The organism is Ochrobactrum teleogrylli, assembly GCF_006376685.1.
Classification (GTDB): Bacteria; Pseudomonadota; Alphaproteobacteria; order Rhizobiales; family Rhizobiaceae; genus Brucella; species Brucella teleogrylli.
In genome coordinates, this window is record NZ_VEWL01000009.1 from 1 (window position 1) to 17,156 (window position 17,156).

Consider the following 17,156-nt stretch of genomic DNA (forward strand, 5'->3'; position numbering starts at 1 on the left):
CGAAAGCTCGCAACCATTCTTAACACCATCCTGCGAAGGCGAACTCCTTGGACCTCTCAACAACACGGTTGCTGAGGAGGCCCGTAGGGCCGTCTCGAAGGATCGCCCTTCGAGGCTGCGCTTCGCTCCGCACCTCAGGGTGAGGGGTGTGGCGCTTGATAAAGAGGTCAGAAGAGCGGCGATAAAAAAGGCGCGCTGGGTGATTGAGATTCTGGTGATGACGAGACGAAAATGGTGTTTCTCGAGAACCGGAGCGGAGTGTACTTTAGGGTACATGAGCACCGGAAGCGAAGAGAAGCGCCATTTGCAGGCCGTCAGCGCCTGAATATCATTCGCCCCGGGGCCAGGTATCCGACAACCGATACCCCCCGGGAAACGGATCGCTCGGATCGAGCATCAGCTGCGCGGTGCCGGTCACCCATGCGCGACCGGAAATGATCGGGCTGATGGCGGGCTTGCCGCCAAGTTCCAGCGCTCTGTCCAACCGGCAATGAAATTCCGTACCCAGTACGGATTTGCCGATGAAGCGCTCGCCCACTTTCATCTGGCCCTTGGCGTGCAGCACAGCCATTCGCGCCGAACATCCCGTCCCGGTCGGCGAGCGGTCCAGCTTGGCCGGACGGATAGCTACCGTGTTCACGCCGGTCAGCACATCGCCGTCGCGCGTGACCGGCTCGGTGATCTGGCAAAACGAAATGTGGTTCCAGTCCTTTTCCGGGTGACGAAAACCGAGTTGCTCATTGGCGGCCTTGGTGATCCTCACGCCGATCTCTGCCAGTTCCCGCGCCTGACCCGGCTCGATCTTCATGCCGATCTCAGCCGCATCGATAATGACAAAGCTGTCGCCACCATAGGCCGTATCGACGGTGAGGGTGCCTAGTCCTTCGACTTCAAGCGCAGCATCCAGCCGGTCCGCGAAAGACGGCACGTTGCGCACGCTGATACGCTCGGCCTTGCCGTTGCGACACTCCGCTTCCACCTCGATAAGCCCGCCCGGCGCTTCCAGCACCATGCGCGTTACCGGTTCCTGCATCGGGATGATGCCGCTATCAAGCAGCACTGTTGAAACGCAGATCGAGTTCGAACCCGACATGGGCGGCGTATCGGCAGGTTCCATGATGATGAAGCCCATCTGCGCGCGCGGATCTTTCGGCGGCACCAGCAGATTGACATGACGAAACACCCCGCCGCGCGGTTCGTTCAGCACGAAATTGCGCAAGCTCTCGTCGCTGGCGATGAAACGCGACTGTTCCCACACTGTTTCGCCCGGAGGCGGCGCGACACCACCGACGATGACATCGCCGACTTCGCCCTCCGCATGACAGCCGACGATATGGATGACCTTGGTGCTGCGCATGGGAACCTCGCAAAATACAACACGTATATTCCTATCCAGACGCTGTGCCGGTCAATCATTTATCGGACGATGGATGGCTCATTCGCGACAGTTTTGAAAACTGGTTTCGAGGCATGCCGCGAAGTTGGAATTTACTTCCCAAGATGTGTTGCTCTTTTAAGCGGGTCTGATATCCATGTGCTGCTAAATTGTGCAGATCGATGCGCAACCCGCTTGGCTCCGGATCAGTTTCAGGAACATGCAAAACGTTCCCCATTGAAATTGAACAACCCGAAAAGCTGGGGCGCCGTTGTTTTGAAAAGCAACGCGCGGCTCTTAGCCGGCATGGGACGGTCGATGATCGTATCGCGACGCCACTCTCTCCTCAGATTGACCCGGTCTCTGAGTCTTTGATGTCTCGGCGCGTGGTTTTCAGGTTTTGAATTGTCCGGCGGAGTGACGGCTCCCCGGATGATTCAGGGGAGTGGAATGTGAGCAGTACAACCAATGCGGGCTTTCATGAGCCCAATCAGAACAGCGTTCAACGCTGGGGCAGGGAACTTTCGGCGGCGCTGAAGCTCGGCTGGCCGCTGATCCTGACCAATGTTTCGCAAGCCGCATTGACGGCAACCGACGTGATCTTCATCGGGCGTCTCGGCAAGGATACGCTCGCCTCGGCGTTGCTCGCCACGAGCTTCTACCACACGCTGGTCATCTTCTCGATGGGGCTGGTTTCGGCGGTCATGCCGATGATCGCCATCGCGCTTGGCAAGAACCGCCATTCGGTGCGCGATGTGCGCCGCACGGTCCGTCAGGGCTTCTGGACGGCGATCATCATATCGATCCCGATCTGGGTCGTGCTGTGGCATTGCGAGGAGATATTCCTGTTCCTCGGCCAGCAGCCGGATATTGCCGCACGCTCGACCGATTTCATGCACACGCTGCAATGGGCGCTGTTGCCCTATCTGTTCTACATCGTGCTGCGCTCGTTCTTCGCGGCGATGGAAAAGCCCATGTGGACGCTGCTGATTGCAGGTGCTGCGATCGGCTTCAACGCGCTTGCCGGATGGACGCTGATCTTCGGTCATTTCGGCTTTCCGCGCATGGAGTTGCATGGCGCAGGTATCGCGACGACGCTTTCCAGCCTGATGATGTTTCTCGGCATGGCGGTGATCGCGCTGCGTCATCGCCGCTTCCGGCGCTATCACCTGTTCGGTCGCTTCTGGCGTCCCGACTGGCCGCGTCTGCGCGAGCTGTGGCGCATTGGCTTTCCGATGGCGCTGACCTTCGTGTTCGAAACCTCGATCTTCTATGCGGCGGTGGTCATGATGGGCCGGATCAGCCCGACCGCCATGGCGGCGCATGCGGTGGCGATCCAGATCGCATCGCTGAGTTTCATGGTGCCGCTCGGTTTCGGGCAGGTGGCGACCGTGCGGGTGGGGCGTGCTTATGGCGCGGGTAATCCCAAAGCTGTCGCTTATGCTGGCTGGAGCGCCTATGCGCTCGGCGTCGGCTTCATGATGATCATGGGCCTTCTGATGATCCTGATCCCGCGTCTGTTCATCGGCGTGTTTCTCGATCTGCACGATCCGGAAAATCTGCCCGTGATGGAACTGGCCGTCAGCTTTCTTGCGCTGGCCGCCCTGTTTCAGACGGTCGATGGCGCGCAAGCGGTCGCCGCGGGCATGTTGCGCGGCATGCGCGACACGCGCGTTCCGATGTTTCTGGCGCTGCTTGGCTATTGGGGCGTCGGCCTGCCGCTTGGCGCGCTGCTCGCCTTCAAGGTCGGCATGGGCGGTCAGGGCATTTGGCTCGGCCTTGCCGCAGGGCTTGGCATCGTTGCGGTGATGATGACCCTACGCTGGCGCAGGCATCTGGCCCATATTTCCAGAACACTGGCATAAAACAAAAATGCCGCACGGCCTGAAGGTCGTGCGGCATAGTTGCATGCTGCGGATATCATACCGTATCCGCGTTCTCGCTTTTGCGATTACTTCGTCAGAGCAATAATGCGATCAAGCGCGCTGCCGAAACCCTTCAGGGAAATCTTGAAGGCGACCGGCTGGCTTGGGCTGAGCGCCGTCGCGGTCACGTTGATATTGGCACCCGCCTTGATGGCCGCAACCTGTTTGGGGTCGAAGCTGACCGGTGCAAGGCAACCCTGCGGAAGGCAGGTGGAAAATGCCAGATTCGGACCAGCGGCCTCATCAACCTTGATGGTTGCGCCTTTGCCGATATCAAGGCCGAACGGCATCAGGATGACGCCGTCGACCTTTCCGCCCGCCACATTGCGCAGCTCGACGGTCAAGACGCGCTGGCCGGTCTGAGAGCTGTTCTGTTCCTGGCGGATAGCACAGACGGACGCCTCCTTCGACGTCTGGCAGGAGACGGTCCAGTCCTGATAGGTTTCCTGCAAGGTGCTTGCGCCGCCCGGAAGGGGGGCTGCAAAAGCAGGCGTTGCGAGAAGTGCTGCCAGCGTGCAAGCAAGGCCGAGCGCGCGATGGTTTTTCATAAATATATTTCTCTCTAAAAAACAATCATCCGAAGCCTGCTGCTCAAAAGAGGCGGCTTTGGAGATTTATTGAGCATAAATCAGCAGGGCGTTCAACTGCAATCCCATCAAAATATCTTGTTTGCTCGAATAATCTTAAAAGGTTATCGAAGTCTAATATAGTCTTCACTGCAACGTTTGCTTGAAAATAGCGGGTTGGGCGTTGCAGTGAGCAGGTATCCAGCCAGCTTTGGCCGGATACCTGTTGCGGTTTTCGCTTATCGCGACAGTTTCATATGGCGGTTCACATCCTTGTAAAGCAGATAGCGGAACTTGCCTGGACCGCCTGCATAGCAGGCCTGCGGGCAGAAAGCGCGCAGCCACATGAAATCACCGGCTTCCACTTCCACCCAGTCCTGATTGAGCCGGTAGACCGCCTTGCCTTCCAGCACATAGAGGCCGTGCTCCATGACATGGGTTTCGGCAAAGGGGATCACGCCGCCCGGTTCTAGCGTCACGATGGTGACATGCATGTCGTGGCGCAGATCGTTCGGATCGACAAAGCGCGTCGTTGCCCAAACGCCATTGGTGTCGGGCATGGGCGAGGGGGCGATGTCGTTTTCGTTGAGGAAGAGCGGCTCCGGCACATCAAGCCCGTCCACATAGTCATAGGCCTTGCGGACCCAGTGGAAACGTGCGGTCGCGCTGGCCGTGTTGCGCAGGCTCCAGCCGCTTTTCGGCGGCAGATAGGCATAGCCGCCTTCGGTCAGCGTGTGGGTCTTGCCCGCGACGGTGACGGTGACTTCGCCTTCGACCACGAACAACACGCCTTGCGCTGTGTCGTCAAGCTCGGCACGGTCGCTGCCGCCGCCGGGCTGCACTTCCATGATATATTGCGAGAAGGTTTCGGCAAAACCCGACATTGGGCGGGCGATCACCCATAGACGCGTCTTTTCCCAGAAAGGCAGGAAGCTCGTCACGATATCGCTGAACGTGCCTTTCGGAATAACCGCATAGGCTTCCGTGAACATGGCGCGGTCGGTCAGAAGCTGCGTCTGCGGTGGCAACCCACCGGTCGGTGCGAAATAAGTGCGGGTCATTGTCTGTTCCTGATCAATAAAGCGTTTCTGGCAGAATATCTTTCAGCCGGAGAAGGGCGATGCGCTCGACCTGCGCGCAAGCGGTGGCGAACTCCGTCTCGCGGTCATTGGCGACGCGGCGCTGGAACGTGCCGAGGATTTCCTGTTTGTTGCGTCCCTTCACGGCAATGATGAAGGGAAAGCCGAATTTCTGCGTATAGGCGTCGTTCAGTTCGGTGAAAGTCTGCTTTTCCGCATCGGTCAGTGCATCGAGACCGGCACCGGCCTGTTCGGCGGTGGATTCCGCCGTCAGGCGTTTGGCCTGCGCCAGCTTGCCGGCGAGATCCGGGTGGGCATTCAAAACGCCAAGCCGCTCCTCGGGCGAGGCGGCGCGGAAGATTCTCGTCATCGCAGCGGCAAGACCGGAGGCCGTGTCCTCAGCGGCACCGAAGCCGGCATCATAGGCGCGCTCGGCGATCCACGGCGAATGCTCGAAAATGCTGCCGTAACGGGCGACGAAATCGGCTTTGCTGGCTTGGGATGGCACTACATCGGCCACTTTTGGCTTATGGTGTTCGTGCCAGTGATTGGCAATGTCGATGCGCTTGGCAACCCAGACCTTGTCGTGGCTCTGGACATAGTCGAGGAAACGTTCAAGGGCGGCTGCGCGACCCGGACGTCCGACCAGACGGCAATGCAGGCCGATGGACAGCATCTTGGGCGCGCCTTCTGCGCCTTCGCGGTAGAGCACGTCGAAGGCGTCCTTCAGATAGGTGTAGAACTGGTCACCGGAATTGAAGCCTTGCGGCGTTGCAAAACGCATGTCGTTGGCATCGAGCGTATAGGGCACAATCAGATGCGGGCCTTTCGGGCCCTTGACCCAATAGGGCAGCTCGTCCGCATAGGAATCGGCTGAATAGACGAAGCCGCCTTCTTCCATCACCAGTTTCAGCGTGTTGTCGGACGGCTTGCCCTGATAAATGCCGAGCGGACGCGAGCCGGTGACTTCGGTGTGCAGGCGCACGGCTTCGCGGATATGCTCGCGCTCCACTTCTTCCGGCACGTCCTTGTATTCCCACCAGCGCAAGCCGTGGCTGGCGATTTCCCAGTCGGCTTCCTTCATGGCAGCGACTGCTTCGGGATTGCGCGCCATGGCCAGCGTCACGCCATAGACAGTGACGGGCATGTTGCGCCGCGTGAAGGCGCGCCACAGACGCCAGAAACCGGAACGCGCACCGTATTCGTAGATGGATTCCATGTTCAGGTTACGCTGGCCGTTCCAGGCCTGTGCACCGACGATTTCCGACAGCAGGCATTCCGAGGATGCATCGCCGTCGAGAATGCAGTTTTCCGCACCCTCTTCATAATTGACCACGAATTGGACGGCTATATTGGCCCCGCCGGGCCAGCGCGGATCTGGCGTGTTGCGGCCATAGCCGATCAGATTACGTGGATAGCTCATGCCATACATCCCCTTCCAAACATCCCTTTGGGTTCTGTTATTTGGTCCATGATAATAAAGATTTACGCGCTGAATTCCCCTTCAAAATTTTGAAAGACATCCAATGAGAAAGCTCTTTCTTAATGCCGCATAAGGCGGAATACTTCACGATGGGAACAAAAGCGGGAACGCCGCCGGTCTGCCATAAAAATGTGCTTTCATTGCAAAAACAGCACTGGCAAACCGAGTAAAATCAGCGACTTGCGGCGGTTCGGCTGTTAATGGCCGGAGAATCACGCAAGCGGTCAGGAGTGCAAATGGGTCAGGGACATCACGGCGATGAGGGCAGAACAGGTCGGTTGACGACACATGTTCTCGATACGGTCAGCGGCAAGCCTGCTGCGGGATTGCGTATCGAATTGCGCCGGATCGAGAATCACACGCCGCACAGCGTCAAGGAAATCCGCACCAATCAGGACGGGCGCAGCGGTGAGCCGCTGCTGGCCAATGGCGACCTGCAACGCGGCTCCTATGAGCTCCTGTTTCATGTCGGCGAATATTTTGGCAAGGACGAAGACGGCGTGCCGTTCCTTGACGTGGTGCCGTTGCGCTTTGGTGTTTCCGATGAAAAGGCGCATTATCATGTGCCGCTTCTGGTTTCGCCTTTTTCCTATTCGACCTATCGCGGGAGCTGAGCAGGATGGTTCAGTCTGTGAGAAACAGAATACGTTTTCTTCTCAATGGCGAACGGGTTGAACTCGACCGGGTTTCGCCAACGGAAACGCTGCTCGATTATCTGCGTCTGGCCTGCAAGCTGCGCGGCACCAAGGAAGGCTGCGCCGAAGGCGATTGCGGCGCCTGCACGGTGCTGGTGGGCAAGATCGCGGGCAGCGAACTGGTTTATGAAAGCGTCAATGCCTGCATTCGTTTCGTCGGTTCGCTGGATGGCTGCCATGTGGTGACGGTCGAGCATCTGCGCGGTGCCGATGGCGGTCTGCATCCGGTGCAAAAAGCGATGATCGACTTCCACGGCTCGCAATGCGGCTTCTGCACGCCGGGTTTTGTCATGTCGCTTTACGGGCTGTGGATGCGCAATCCCAAGCCCGCCGATCCGGCTATCGAAAAGGCGCTGCAAGGCAATCTTTGCCGCTGCACGGGCTATGAGGCGATCATTCGTGCGGCGCGCGCCATTTCCGATTACGGCAATACGGCGGAAGACCCGCTCGCCGCCGAACGCGCCCATGTGTTCGCACAGCTGAATTCCATGCGCGACGGTTCGCGGGTCGAAGTCGGCGATGGCAAGGACCGTCTGGTCGTGCCTGCCGATCTCGACGATTTTGCCGCACTGCTGGCCAATGAACCGAAGGCGACCGTGGTGGCCGGTTCCACCGATGTGGGCCTCTGGGTCACAAAAATGATGCGCGATATTTCTCCGGTCGTCTTTATCGGCCATCTGACCGAATTGCGGGCGATCACCGAGGACAACAATGTCGTCACCATTGGCGCGGGCGTGACCTATACGGAGGCCTTCGCCTTCCTTGCCAAGCGCATTCCGCAGCTTGGGCAACTCATCAACCGCATCGGTGGCGAGCAAGTGCGTAATATGGGCACGATCGGCGGTAATATCGCCAATGGTTCGCCCATCGGCGACACCCCACCGCCGCTGATCGCGCTCAACGCAAGGCTGACGCTGCGCAAGGGCGATAGCCGCCGCACCATTCCGCTGGAAGATTTCTTCATCGCCTATGGCAAGCAGGATCGTCAGCCCGGCGAGTTCGTCGAGGCGGTGCATGTGCCGGTTCCGGAGGCAGGCAATCTCTTTGCGATCTACAAGGTGTCCAAGCGTTTCGAGGAAGATATTACCGCAGCGCTGGGCGCATTCCACATGGCGCTCGATGCGGCAGGCAAGGTCGCTTCCATTCGCATCGCCTATGGCGGCATGGCGGCAACGCCGAAACGCGCCTTTGCCGTGGAAGCCGCACTTCTGGGCCAGCCATGGAGCGAAGATACAGTGGAGGCCGCAATCGGTGCCTATGAGCAGGATTACCAGCCCTTGAGCGATATGCGCGCCACGGCGGATTATCGTCTGATGGTCTCGAAGAATTTATTGCGCCGCTTCTATGCCGAAACGCAAGGGCAAGCCGAACCCTTGCGCGCTCAGCATATCGAAGAAGCGGTCTGAAGGAGGCAGGCATGAACAAACATCCTGCAAGCACGATCAAGGCCGCCGCTATCAGGGGCGGTGTCGCCACCGACCAGAAGCACGATTCCGCGCATAAGCATGTGACGGGCGAGGCGGTCTATATCGACGATATTCCCGAACCCGAAGGCACGCTGCATGTCGGCGTCGGCCTTGCGACGGTGGCCCATGCCAATATCAAGTCTATCGACCTTGCCGCTGTGCGCGCTGCACCCGGTGTGGTCGATGTGCTGACTTATCGCGACATTCCCGGCGAAAACGACGTTTCGCCATCGGGCATGCATGACGATCCAATCTTCGCAGTCGATACGGTGCAGTTTCACGGCCAGCCGATCTTTGCCGTGATCGGTCGCACCCGCGATCAGGCCCGCCGCGCCGCGCGTCTGGCCAAGGTCGAATATGAGGAAATGCCGGGCCTGTTTTCCATTGCCGGTCTCGATGGCGCGAAAGACCGTCTGGTCTTCACGCCGCTGACGCTCAATCGCGGCGATGCCCGCAAGGCCATCGACGAGGCCCCGCGCAAGGTGAAGGGCCGCATGATGGTCGGCGGTCAGGACCATTTCTATCTTGAGGGCCAGGCATCGCTGGCCGTTCCCGGCGAGGATGACGACGTCACCATCTATTGCTCCACGCAGGGGCCGAGCGAAACGCAGCATCTGGTCGCCCATGCGCTGGGCGTGCCGAGCCATGCGGTCACGGTTGAAGTGCGCCGCATGGGCGGCGGCTTCGGTGGCAAGGAAACGCAGGCCAATCAATGGGCCGCTATTGCCGCTATCGCCGCCAAGAAGCACAAGCGCGCGGTGAAAATCCGTCTCGACCGCGACGAGGACATGACCGCCACGGGCAAGCGTCATGATTTCATGATCGATTACGAGGTGGGCTTCGACGACGAAGGCAATATTCTGGGCGTCGATTATATGTTCGCGCTCAATGCCGGTTTTTCCGCCGACCTTTCGGGACCGGTCGGCGACCGGGCGCTGTTTCATTGCGACAATGCCTATTTCTTTCCGGCAGTGCATGCGCAATCCGCGCCGCTTTATACCAATACCGTGTCCAACACGGCGTTTCGCGGTTTTGGCGGCCCGCAGGGCATGGTCGGTGCCGAACGTGTCATCGAGGAAGTGGCCTTTGCGGTTGGCAAGGACCCGCTCGATATCCGCAAGCTCAATTTCTACGACGCGATGGGTACCGAGGGTGGCGCTCGTAACGTCACACCCTATCACCAGAAGGTGGAAGACTGCATCATCCAGCGCATTGTCGCGGAACTGGAAGAGAGCGCCGATTACGCTGCGCGCCGTGAGGCTATCCGTGAATTCAACGCCAAGAGCCGCACCGTGAAGCGCGGCATGGCGCTGACGCCGGTGAAATTCGGCATTTCCTTCACCAAGACCGAGTCCAATCAGGCGGGTGCGCTGGTGCATGTCTATAATGACGGCTCGGTGCATATGAACCATGGCGGCACCGAAATGGGGCAGGGGCTCCATATGAAGGTGGCGCAGGTCGTGGCGGAAGAATTCCAGATCGACATCGACCGGGTGAAGATCACCGCGACCACCACCGCCAAGGTTCCGAACACGGCACCCACGGCCGCATCGTCCGGTGCCGATCTCAATGGCATGGCGGCGCAGGATGCCGCACGCCAGATCAAGAAGCGGCTGATCCGTTTTGCCGCACAGCAGCATCAGGTGCCGGAAGAACAGGTTGTCTTCCTGCCCAACCGCATTCGCGTCGGCAATCAGGAGATCAGCTTTAATGAGCTGGTGAAACAGGCCTATATCGGGCGCGTGCAGCTTTCCGCCGCCGGGCACTACAAGACGCCGAAAATCCACTGGGACCGGGCGAAGGGCAAGGGTCATGCCTTCTATTATTACGCCTATGGCGCGGCCTGTTCGGAAGTCTCGGTCGATACGCTGACCGGCGAATATGTGGTGGAACGCACCGATATTCTTCACGATACCGGACGCTCGCTCAACCGCGTGATCGATATCGGACAGGTGGAAGGCGGCTTTGTGCAGGGCATGGGCTGGCTCACCACCGAGGAACTTGTCTGGGACGATAAGGGGCGGCTTCGCACCCATGCGCCGTCCACCTACAAGATCCCGCTGGCGTCCGACCGGCCCAAGATTTTCAATGTCGCGCTGACCGACTGGTCGGAAGCCTATGAGCCGACCATCCATCGCTCGAAAGCGGTGGGCGAGCCGCCGCTGCCGCACGGCATGTCGGTGCTTTATGCGCTGTCGGATGCGGTAGCGAGCGTTGCCGACCACAAGATCAGCCCGCGTCTCGATGCGCCAGCCACGCCTGAGCGTGTGCTGATGGCTATCGAGCGGTTGCGCGCGCAAAAGGGGTAACACCATGAGCCGCGGCACGCTGGGCAGGCGGGACGATATAAGGGCATTCCTGAACCGTCGCCACGACAGCGTGCTGGTGGAGGTGGCGGATGTGAAGGGCTCTGCGCCCCGCGATGCCGGGGCATGGATGCTCGTCGCCCGCGATATGATCTTCCGCACCATCGGCGGCGGACAGCTCGAATATATGGCCATCGACCACGCCCGGAAAATACTCGCTGGCGGTCGCGATTCTCCGATGGATGTGCCTTTGGGCCCCGAAATCGGCCAATGCTGCGGCGGGCGCGTGGCCCTGAATTTCAGGCGCGTCAATCGCGGCCTTGCGGATGAACTGGTCGGCAAGATCGATGCGGAAATCGCCACCCGCCCGCATGTCTATGTCTTCGGCGCGGGCCATGTCGGCGATGCGCTGGCCTATGCGCTTTCGCTGACGCCGGTGCGGGTGGTGCTGGTGGATACGCGCGAGGCGGAGCTTATGGCTGTTGACGCGCCGGGCGTCGAAACCTGCCTCGCGGCCATGCCGGAACAGGTGGTGCGTTCCGCGCCGCCTAGCAGTGCGTTCATCATACTGACGCATGATCATGCGCTTGATTTTCTGATCGCCGCCGAGGCGCTGCAACGTCGCGATGCGGTCTATGTCGGTATGATCGGCTCGAAGACGAAGAAGGCGACTTTCAAAAATTGGTTGAACCGCGAATTCGGCAGCGACGAGTTGTTTGAAGAGCTCATCTGCCCGGTCGGCGGTGCGGTCGTGAAGGACAAACGGCCGGAAGTCATTGCAGCCCTTGCGGCGGCCGAAGTGCTGACCGCCGTTTTGTGTGTCAATTATTCCAAGGCGCTGAGATGCTGACGCATTACGCCTAGTGATCTGATTCCAACATTTGCATCTACCGCGCGGGCTCAACCAAGCCATCATATCCGTTATCGTTGAGCCAGCCACCCGTAAAGCCGGCTCGCTTCAATCCGTCGCGAATATAACTGCTCTTTTTCATCGTGTCCCATATCAGGCGGCTGTAATAATTTTCAATCATGAGCACAATCGGTCCCTGATCAATACCAATATATTGATAACCCACCCATCCATTTACATATGGAGACTTGTTTACGGTGAGGTTGAAAGCGTCGAAGAAGCCATATTTACCATAAACAGGCCTGTTTCCAACGTTTATATTCTTCATATGTTTTAATGTGGGAATGACAATATCTGGTGCAAATGCGATGGAGCCACCTGCTGCCGTAGGCGCAATCGTACCATCGTCAGAAACGATGGTGCCGCCGGCATCTGTATAAGCATCCGCAGGATTGATAACGCCCAGACGCCCGGCGCCACGGGCAGTATAGCCGAAATAGCGCTTTCCCTGTGCGTCCCAGTAAGGTTCGCCACCAGAATCATTGGCAGGGCCATCGCATGCTGTGAGCCCCCACACATTTTCGCCATATCCCTTGAAACCCAGTGGATTGGCGACCGCATAGGCTTGCTGATGATAGGTCGCACGGCAGCTGTTCTCGAAATAGTCCAGCCCGTTTTCTTTGTTCCAGTCGTCCTGGATGCCTTTAAAATCAAGCCAGATATGGCTGTATTGGTGGCCAAACATGGGCGCGAAACGAAGCAGGGTTTTGTCCTGATAAGAGCATATTTGCCGGTAATAATTACTGGTCCATCCCTCTTTCCATGCAGACGGTGGAAGCGAAAATGTAGGCGCGCCCAGTGCAAGGATATATAATATCATTGCTTCATTATAGCCGAGCCACGGGGCTGACACAAAAGAGCCCCCCGATTCCGGCAGCCAGCCCATGGCAATTGTCTTTTTGTCGGCTCCACCCCGCATCCAGCTCCAGTTTACTTTTGAATAGATCTGACCGGAGAGGTTGCGAATAGCTTTCTCTAGCGGGTCAGAAGGGTTGGAATAGTAGGCTTGAGCAAACAGCGCCCCTGCAAGCAGCAAAGCGGTATCAATGGATGATAATTCGCAGGTGTTATAACGGGTGCCGCTGTCCTTGTGCAGGAAATGGTAGAAAAATCCATTGTAACCCGTGAAGCCGCTCGTCCCGTCGCCCTGAGGTGCGGTGGCAAAAAAATGAAGGGTATTATACGTTCGTTCTGCGGCCTCATGACGAGCAATATATCCGCGCTCGACACCGACAGCGTAGGCTGTAAGGGCAAAACCCGTGGCTGCGATGCTTGTGAAATCCTGATCGAGATGCCCTTCCGAATTGCGATCGGGGATAAGGCCGTGGGGACTATTTTGCCCGCTCTCCCAGAACCATTGGAAGGTGCGCTTCTGGATGTCTTCAATTATTGGGTCGCGATTTGAAGCATCAGGTGAAATATTTTCTCTCAAAAAAATAATTCCTTGAAATTTATTCACATTTTCTCTGAACCGTTGGATTTACGGGTTGATACTCATGGAATTTTTAAAATGAGTATTGTGTAAAATGTATTATTTTGAATTTATATTTCAAATATATTTGAAAGCTTTATCCGATTAATTGTCAATTCGAATAGTGTGGTCCCTTATTGTTGCGTGGATTAGATACTCTTGCCGCTTTGATGGCCGTTACTATCACGGGATTTATGGTTCATCATCCAGAACAGGAGATTTTGAACGGGCGCGGCCCCCGATAGTATGGAGCGGCTCCGCCGGTCGGCGGTGCGGTCTTGAAGGACAAACGGCCGGTGGTCATTGCAGCCCTTGCGGCGGCCGAAGTGCTGACCGCCGTTTTGTACAAACAAGTGAAGCGTCGTGAACTTATGTAACCATAAACGGTGTTACAATTCCTGATGTTTCGCCAAATATACTCGTTACATCAATTTGTGCGAGGTAGGTGCCTTTAGCAAGGGCTGGATCTATTACAAATGAGCACTGTCGTCTTTCTGGGGCTGCATCAGAGTTCGTCCATAGCGGTTTGCTCGCTGTAGTATTTTCGTATATAGTTATAGAATAGCTTAATTGAGGTGGTTTTTGGCTGTCTATTTTCCAAATTGCTGATATATTTCCATCTTTATTGTAGGATACGCTAAACTCCAGCATTCCGCACGGGCCTGCAGGTTTCGGTTTTGTACTGCTTATTTTTAGCGGGGCACTAAATGTGCTGGACGTATTAGAGAAAGGTGGAACTTCGGTACTCATTGTAATGGCTGTTTGCTGAAAAGCAGTTTCTGCGCTCCATAAGTTGCCGCAATCTCCTGGCGTAACCGATACAGTATTTGATTTATACCACCCCGTTCCCGAGCGCCACGCAAAGTACTGTCCAAAAGAGCCGCTATAGTGGGCCGCTGGGCTGTTATTGCGTTCTAGAAAGCCTGTGGGCTTCATTGAATGAACGTCGTCTCCCGGAAAGAGGATGTCGACGCAAGGAAACGTCACAGTCAGATAATGAAACCATGTGTCTTTTTGGTAGTCATACATGAAAAACCCAACATGGGTGACCTTTTCTCCAGGTTTGTACCATCGTCTGATCACGCTGGCGTACCAGGTGCCGGGAGCCCATGGCATTACACCGGTGGATGCGTTGCTGATTCGAATTCCGCCACCCGCATCGTCGTCAAAATAAGTTATGTCATTTCCCGGGTCCGAATATTCAATAACGACATCCGAAATTTTATTTGATGAGTTATCTGAAGTATTTTGAATTACAATCAAATTATTATAAGGGCTTTTCCCGCGAGGATCTATCGAGTATCGAATACCTAATGATCCTTTGAATTCGTTTATAATGAAGCTTCTACATGCCATATATACGCTTAGTCCAATTGAACCGTATTGTGCATATTGCTCGCCATAAACCAAATCATAAAAAGTATTAAAACCAGATTCAGCGAAAACCACAGGGCCATGTAATGATAAATTAGATTTTTCTTGATCGCTTTTCGAAGAAATTTGGTTACTCATTTTATACCCCACAAATTAGAAAAACAGTGTCTCCTTTTTCGAGTTATTTGATAACTGACTGTCGTTACAGGACGGCCTATTTGGGACTCTCTTAAGCCAGCGCTTCCCGTATCAGCCGCTGGCAGCGCTCCGTCATGAAATCGATGATCAGACGCACCTTCGGGTCCTGAAAACGCTTGTGCGGATAGATCGCCGCAAGCTGGATCGGTGCTGGCGGCGTGCTTTCGAGGAGCGGCACCAGTCGTCCGTCGCGGAGATATTCCTTCACCTCGAACAGCGGCTTGTTGATGATGCCGCGCCCGCCCAGCGCCCATTGCGTCAATACGTCGCCATCATCGGAGTCATACGGCCCGGTGACTTCGAATTTGCGAAGACCTTCCGATGTTTGCAGCGACCAGTAATATTCCTTCGACCCCGGAAAACGCAGCAGCAAACAGTCATGCGTGTCGCCCAGCAGCTCTTCCGGTGATTGCGGAACTCCATGTTTTTCAAGATATTGCGGGGCGGCGCAGATCACGCGCTCACAATTCAGGATGCCGCGCATGCGCAAGTTGGAGTTTTCCAGAACACCGAGTTTGAAGGCGACATCCACGCTTTCGCTCATAATGTCGATCTCGTGGTCAGATAGTCGCAGGCGCACTTCGATATCCGGATATTTGTCGTGAAACTCCGGAATGCCCGACGCGATGAGCCTGCGGCCAAGCCCCAAAGGCGCGGTGATGCGAATCGATCCCTTGGGATTTTTCGCAAGTTCCGCGACGGCTGCTTCCGCCTCATCGACCGCTTCGAGGATTTTCAAAGCGCCGTCATAGAATATGCGGCCATGCTCGGTCGGCGTCAGCTTGCGCGTGGTACGGTTGAAGAGCCGGACGCCAAGATGCTTCTCCAACTCCTTGATTCGATTACTCGCAACCGCCGGAGAGGCGCGCTGGTCGCGCCCGGCGGCAGAAAGATTTCCCAATTCGACAACGCGCACGAAAACGCGCAGATTATCAAGATAAGACATGCGTCCCCTCCACGATTGTCTAGTTTTTTTTGAAAGTGATGGTCGTGTTGTGACGTTCCCTCGGACGCAAAGCTTTGGCACATAATGAGATAACGAACAATGGGGCGAACAATGGGAGTGCCTGATGTATGATTTTGCCGTAGCCTGGGACTGGCTGGGCTTCGCAGCGCGGTGGCTGCATGTCATTACCGCGATTGCGTGGATCGGCTCGTCTTTCTACTTCATCGCGCTTGATCTCGGTCTGCGCCAGCGTCCCGGCTTGCCGGTTGGTGCGCATGGCGAGGAATGGCAGGTCCATGGCGGTGGTTTCTATCACATCCAGAAATATCTGGTTGCGCCAGCCGAAATGCCGGAACATCTCACCTGGTTCAAATGGGAATCCTATGCCACCTGGCTGTCGGGCTTCACGCTGCTCTGCATCGTCTATTACACGGGTGCCGATCTCTATCTGATCGATCCGAATGTGCTCGACGTGTCTGTTCCGGTCGCCATCGCGATTTCCATCGCCTCGCTGGCCTTTGGCTGGGTCGCCTATAACACCATCTGCAAGCTGATGCTGGGCAAGAGCGATACGCTTCTGATGGTCATGCTCTATGCGGTGCTGGTGTTCGTGGCCTGGGGCTATACGCATCTGTTCACCAGCCGCGCGGCCTTCCTGCATCTGGGCGCTTTCACGGCGACGATCATGTCGGCCAACGTGTTCATGATCATCATCCCGAACCAGAAAATCGTGGTGGCCGATCTCATCGCCGGTCGCAAGCCCGATCCGAAATATGGCAAGATCGCCAAGCAGCGCTCGACGCATAACAATTATCTGACGCTGCCGGTGCTGTTCCTGATGCTGTCGAACCACAATCCGCTGGCTTTCGGCACGCAGTATAACTGGATTATCGCCTCGCTGGTGTTCCTGATGGGTGTTACGATCCGCCACTGGTTCAACACCCAGCATGCCCGCAAGGGCAAGCCGACATGGACCTGGCTGGTGACGGTCATCCTGTTCATCATCATCATGTGGCTTTCCACCGCACCGAAGATTCTGACCGGCCAGCCGGAAGAACAGAAGGTTTCGGCCTTGCAGGAAAGCTTCATCTCGGACCCGCACTTTGGCAAAGTGCGGGATACCGTTTTGGGACGCTGCGCCATGTGTCACGCGGCGGAGCCGGGTTGGGAAGGCATGATCACGCCGCCGAAGGGCGTGACGCTTGAAACGGATCGGGAAATCGCCGCCCATGCGCGTGAAATCTATTTGCAGGCCGGTCGCTCCCATGCCATGCCGCCCGCCAATGTGACCGGAGTGACCGACCAGGAGCGCCAGCTTCTCGCCTCCTGGTATGAATCCGCTACTGCTGGAGCAAAGTAACA

14 protein-coding genes and 1 pseudogene are annotated in these 17,156 nt (G+C 56.8%); 8 read left to right on the forward strand and 7 right to left on the reverse strand.

Annotated features, from left to right (window positions below; translation table 11 throughout):
- A partial coding sequence (locus tag FIC94_RS22570) for a hypothetical protein (protein ID WP_210237297.1) occupies positions 1–325 on the forward strand: 325 nt, incomplete at its 5' end.
- Between the two features lie 3 nt (positions 326–328).
- Here the strand turns inward: FIC94_RS22570 and FIC94_RS14480 are convergent.
- Positions 329–1,357 carry a trans-3-hydroxy-L-proline dehydratase gene (locus FIC94_RS14480; RefSeq protein ID WP_140025369.1) on the reverse strand — a complete coding sequence of 343 codons (1,029 nt, stop codon included), beginning with the start codon at positions 1,355–1,357 and terminating at the stop codon, positions 329–331.
- A gap of 470 nt (positions 1,358–1,827) precedes the next feature.
- Here FIC94_RS14480 and FIC94_RS14485 point away from each other — a divergent pair, with 470 nt between their 5' ends.
- Positions 1,828–3,240 carry an MATE family efflux transporter gene (locus tag FIC94_RS14485; protein ID WP_109368381.1) on the forward strand — a complete coding sequence of 471 codons (1,413 nt, stop codon included), beginning with the start codon at positions 1,828–1,830 and terminating at the stop codon, positions 3,238–3,240.
- An 86-nt stretch (positions 3,241–3,326) separates the two neighbouring features.
- Here FIC94_RS14485 and FIC94_RS14490 read toward each other — a convergent pair whose 3' ends face one another.
- From FIC94_RS14490 to puuE, 3 genes are all read right to left on the reverse strand, one after another.
- The gene (locus tag FIC94_RS14490) at positions 3,327–3,848 is read right to left on the reverse strand and encodes an invasion associated locus B family protein (protein WP_140025370.1); all 522 of its coding nucleotides are present in this window, start codon (positions 3,846–3,848) and stop codon (positions 3,327–3,329) included.
- 257 nt (positions 3,849–4,105) lie between these two features.
- Positions 4,106–4,927 (reverse strand): bifunctional allantoicase/(S)-ureidoglycine aminohydrolase, encoded by an 822-nt coding sequence (locus FIC94_RS14495; RefSeq protein WP_140025371.1) that lies wholly within the window; start codon positions 4,925–4,927, stop codon positions 4,106–4,108.
- Positions 4,928–4,940: 13 nt separating this feature from the next.
- Positions 4,941–6,368 (reverse strand): allantoinase PuuE, encoded by a 1,428-nt coding sequence (gene puuE, locus FIC94_RS14500; RefSeq protein WP_140025372.1) that lies wholly within the window; start codon positions 6,366–6,368, stop codon positions 4,941–4,943.
- 296 nt (positions 6,369–6,664) lie between these two features.
- Here puuE and uraH point away from each other — a divergent pair, with 296 nt between their 5' ends.
- The 4 genes from uraH to xdhC are packed head-to-tail and all read left to right on the forward strand — an operon-like array spanning position 6,665 to position 11,745.
- Complete coding sequence (uraH, locus tag FIC94_RS14505) at positions 6,665–7,042, forward strand: hydroxyisourate hydrolase (protein WP_121537280.1); 378 nt, start codon at positions 6,665–6,667, stop codon at positions 7,040–7,042.
- A gap of 5 nt (positions 7,043–7,047) precedes the next feature.
- Positions 7,048–8,529, forward strand: a complete 1,482-nt coding sequence (gene xdhA, locus FIC94_RS14510) for a xanthine dehydrogenase small subunit (protein WP_140025373.1) — start codon at positions 7,048–7,050, stop codon at positions 8,527–8,529.
- 11 nt (positions 8,530–8,540) lie between these two features.
- The gene (gene xdhB, locus FIC94_RS14515) at positions 8,541–10,898 is read left to right on the forward strand and encodes a xanthine dehydrogenase molybdopterin binding subunit (RefSeq protein WP_140025374.1); all 2,358 of its coding nucleotides are present in this window, start codon (positions 8,541–8,543) and stop codon (positions 10,896–10,898) included.
- Positions 10,899–10,902: 4 nt separating this feature from the next.
- Complete coding sequence (gene xdhC / locus FIC94_RS14520) at positions 10,903–11,745, forward strand: xanthine dehydrogenase accessory protein XdhC (RefSeq protein WP_140025375.1); 843 nt, start codon at positions 10,903–10,905, stop codon at positions 11,743–11,745.
- Positions 11,746–11,782: 37 nt separating this feature from the next.
- Here the strand turns inward: xdhC and FIC94_RS14525 are convergent, their stop codons facing one another.
- Complete coding sequence (locus FIC94_RS14525; protein ID WP_140025376.1) at positions 11,783–13,264, reverse strand: glucoamylase family protein; 1,482 nt, start codon at positions 13,262–13,264, stop codon at positions 11,783–11,785.
- A 272-nt stretch (positions 13,265–13,536) separates the two neighbouring features.
- Here FIC94_RS14525 and FIC94_RS22645 point away from each other — a divergent pair.
- Positions 13,537–13,653 (forward strand): annotated as a pseudogene (locus FIC94_RS22645) (xanthine dehydrogenase accessory protein XdhC); the annotation flags it as partial.
- On the opposite strand, the gene FIC94_RS14535 reads toward FIC94_RS22645, so the two are convergent.
- Together FIC94_RS14535 and FIC94_RS14540 are read right to left on the reverse strand one after the other, a co-directional pair.
- A complete protein-coding gene (locus tag FIC94_RS14535) occupies positions 13,646–14,788 on the reverse strand; it encodes a DUF3472 domain-containing protein (protein WP_140025377.1) in 1,143 nt (380 codons plus the stop codon). The pseudogene FIC94_RS22645 and the gene FIC94_RS14535 sit on opposite strands and share 8 nt — an antisense overlap.
- A gap of 91 nt (positions 14,789–14,879) precedes the next feature.
- On the reverse strand, positions 14,880–15,794 hold the full coding sequence (locus FIC94_RS14540; RefSeq protein WP_140025378.1) for a LysR family transcriptional regulator: 915 nt from the start codon (positions 15,792–15,794) through the stop codon (positions 14,880–14,882).
- A gap of 124 nt (positions 15,795–15,918) precedes the next feature.
- On the opposite strand from FIC94_RS14540, the gene FIC94_RS14545 reads away from it, so the two are divergent.
- Positions 15,919–17,154, forward strand: a complete 1,236-nt coding sequence (locus FIC94_RS14545; protein WP_140025379.1) for a urate hydroxylase PuuD — start codon at positions 15,919–15,921, stop codon at positions 17,152–17,154.
- Positions 17,155–17,156: the final 2 nt, after the last annotated feature.

Excerpts from the sequence above, each read along its gene's own strand:
- FIC94_RS14495 (WP_140025371.1), bottom strand. The coding sequence starts at position 4,927 with ATGACCCGCACTTATTTCGCACCGACCGGTGGGTTGCCACCGCAGACG.
- FIC94_RS14480 (WP_140025369.1), bottom strand. The coding sequence starts at position 1,357 with ATGCGCAGCACCAAGGTCATCCATATCGTCGGCTGTCATGCGGAGGGC.
- FIC94_RS14540 (WP_140025378.1), bottom strand. The coding sequence starts at position 15,794 with ATGTCTTATCTTGATAATCTGCGCGTTTTCGTGCGCGTTGTCGAATTG.
- puuE (WP_140025372.1), bottom strand. The coding sequence starts at position 6,368 with ATGAGCTATCCACGTAATCTGATCGGCTATGGCCGCAACACGCCAGAT.
- FIC94_RS14535 (WP_140025377.1), bottom strand. The coding sequence starts at position 14,788 with ATGAGTAACCAAATTTCTTCGAAAAGCGATCAAGAAAAATCTAATTTA.
- FIC94_RS14490 (WP_140025370.1), bottom strand. The coding sequence starts at position 3,848 with ATGAAAAACCATCGCGCGCTCGGCCTTGCTTGCACGCTGGCAGCACTT.
- FIC94_RS14545 (WP_140025379.1), top strand. The coding sequence starts at position 15,919 with ATGTATGATTTTGCCGTAGCCTGGGACTGGCTGGGCTTCGCAGCGCGG.
- xdhB (WP_140025374.1), top strand. The coding sequence starts at position 8,541 with ATGAACAAACATCCTGCAAGCACGATCAAGGCCGCCGCTATCAGGGGC.
- xdhC (WP_140025375.1), top strand. The coding sequence starts at position 10,903 with ATGAGCCGCGGCACGCTGGGCAGGCGGGACGATATAAGGGCATTCCTG.
- uraH (WP_121537280.1), top strand. The coding sequence starts at position 6,665 with ATGGGTCAGGGACATCACGGCGATGAGGGCAGAACAGGTCGGTTGACG.
- xdhA (WP_140025373.1), top strand. The coding sequence starts at position 7,048 with ATGGTTCAGTCTGTGAGAAACAGAATACGTTTTCTTCTCAATGGCGAA.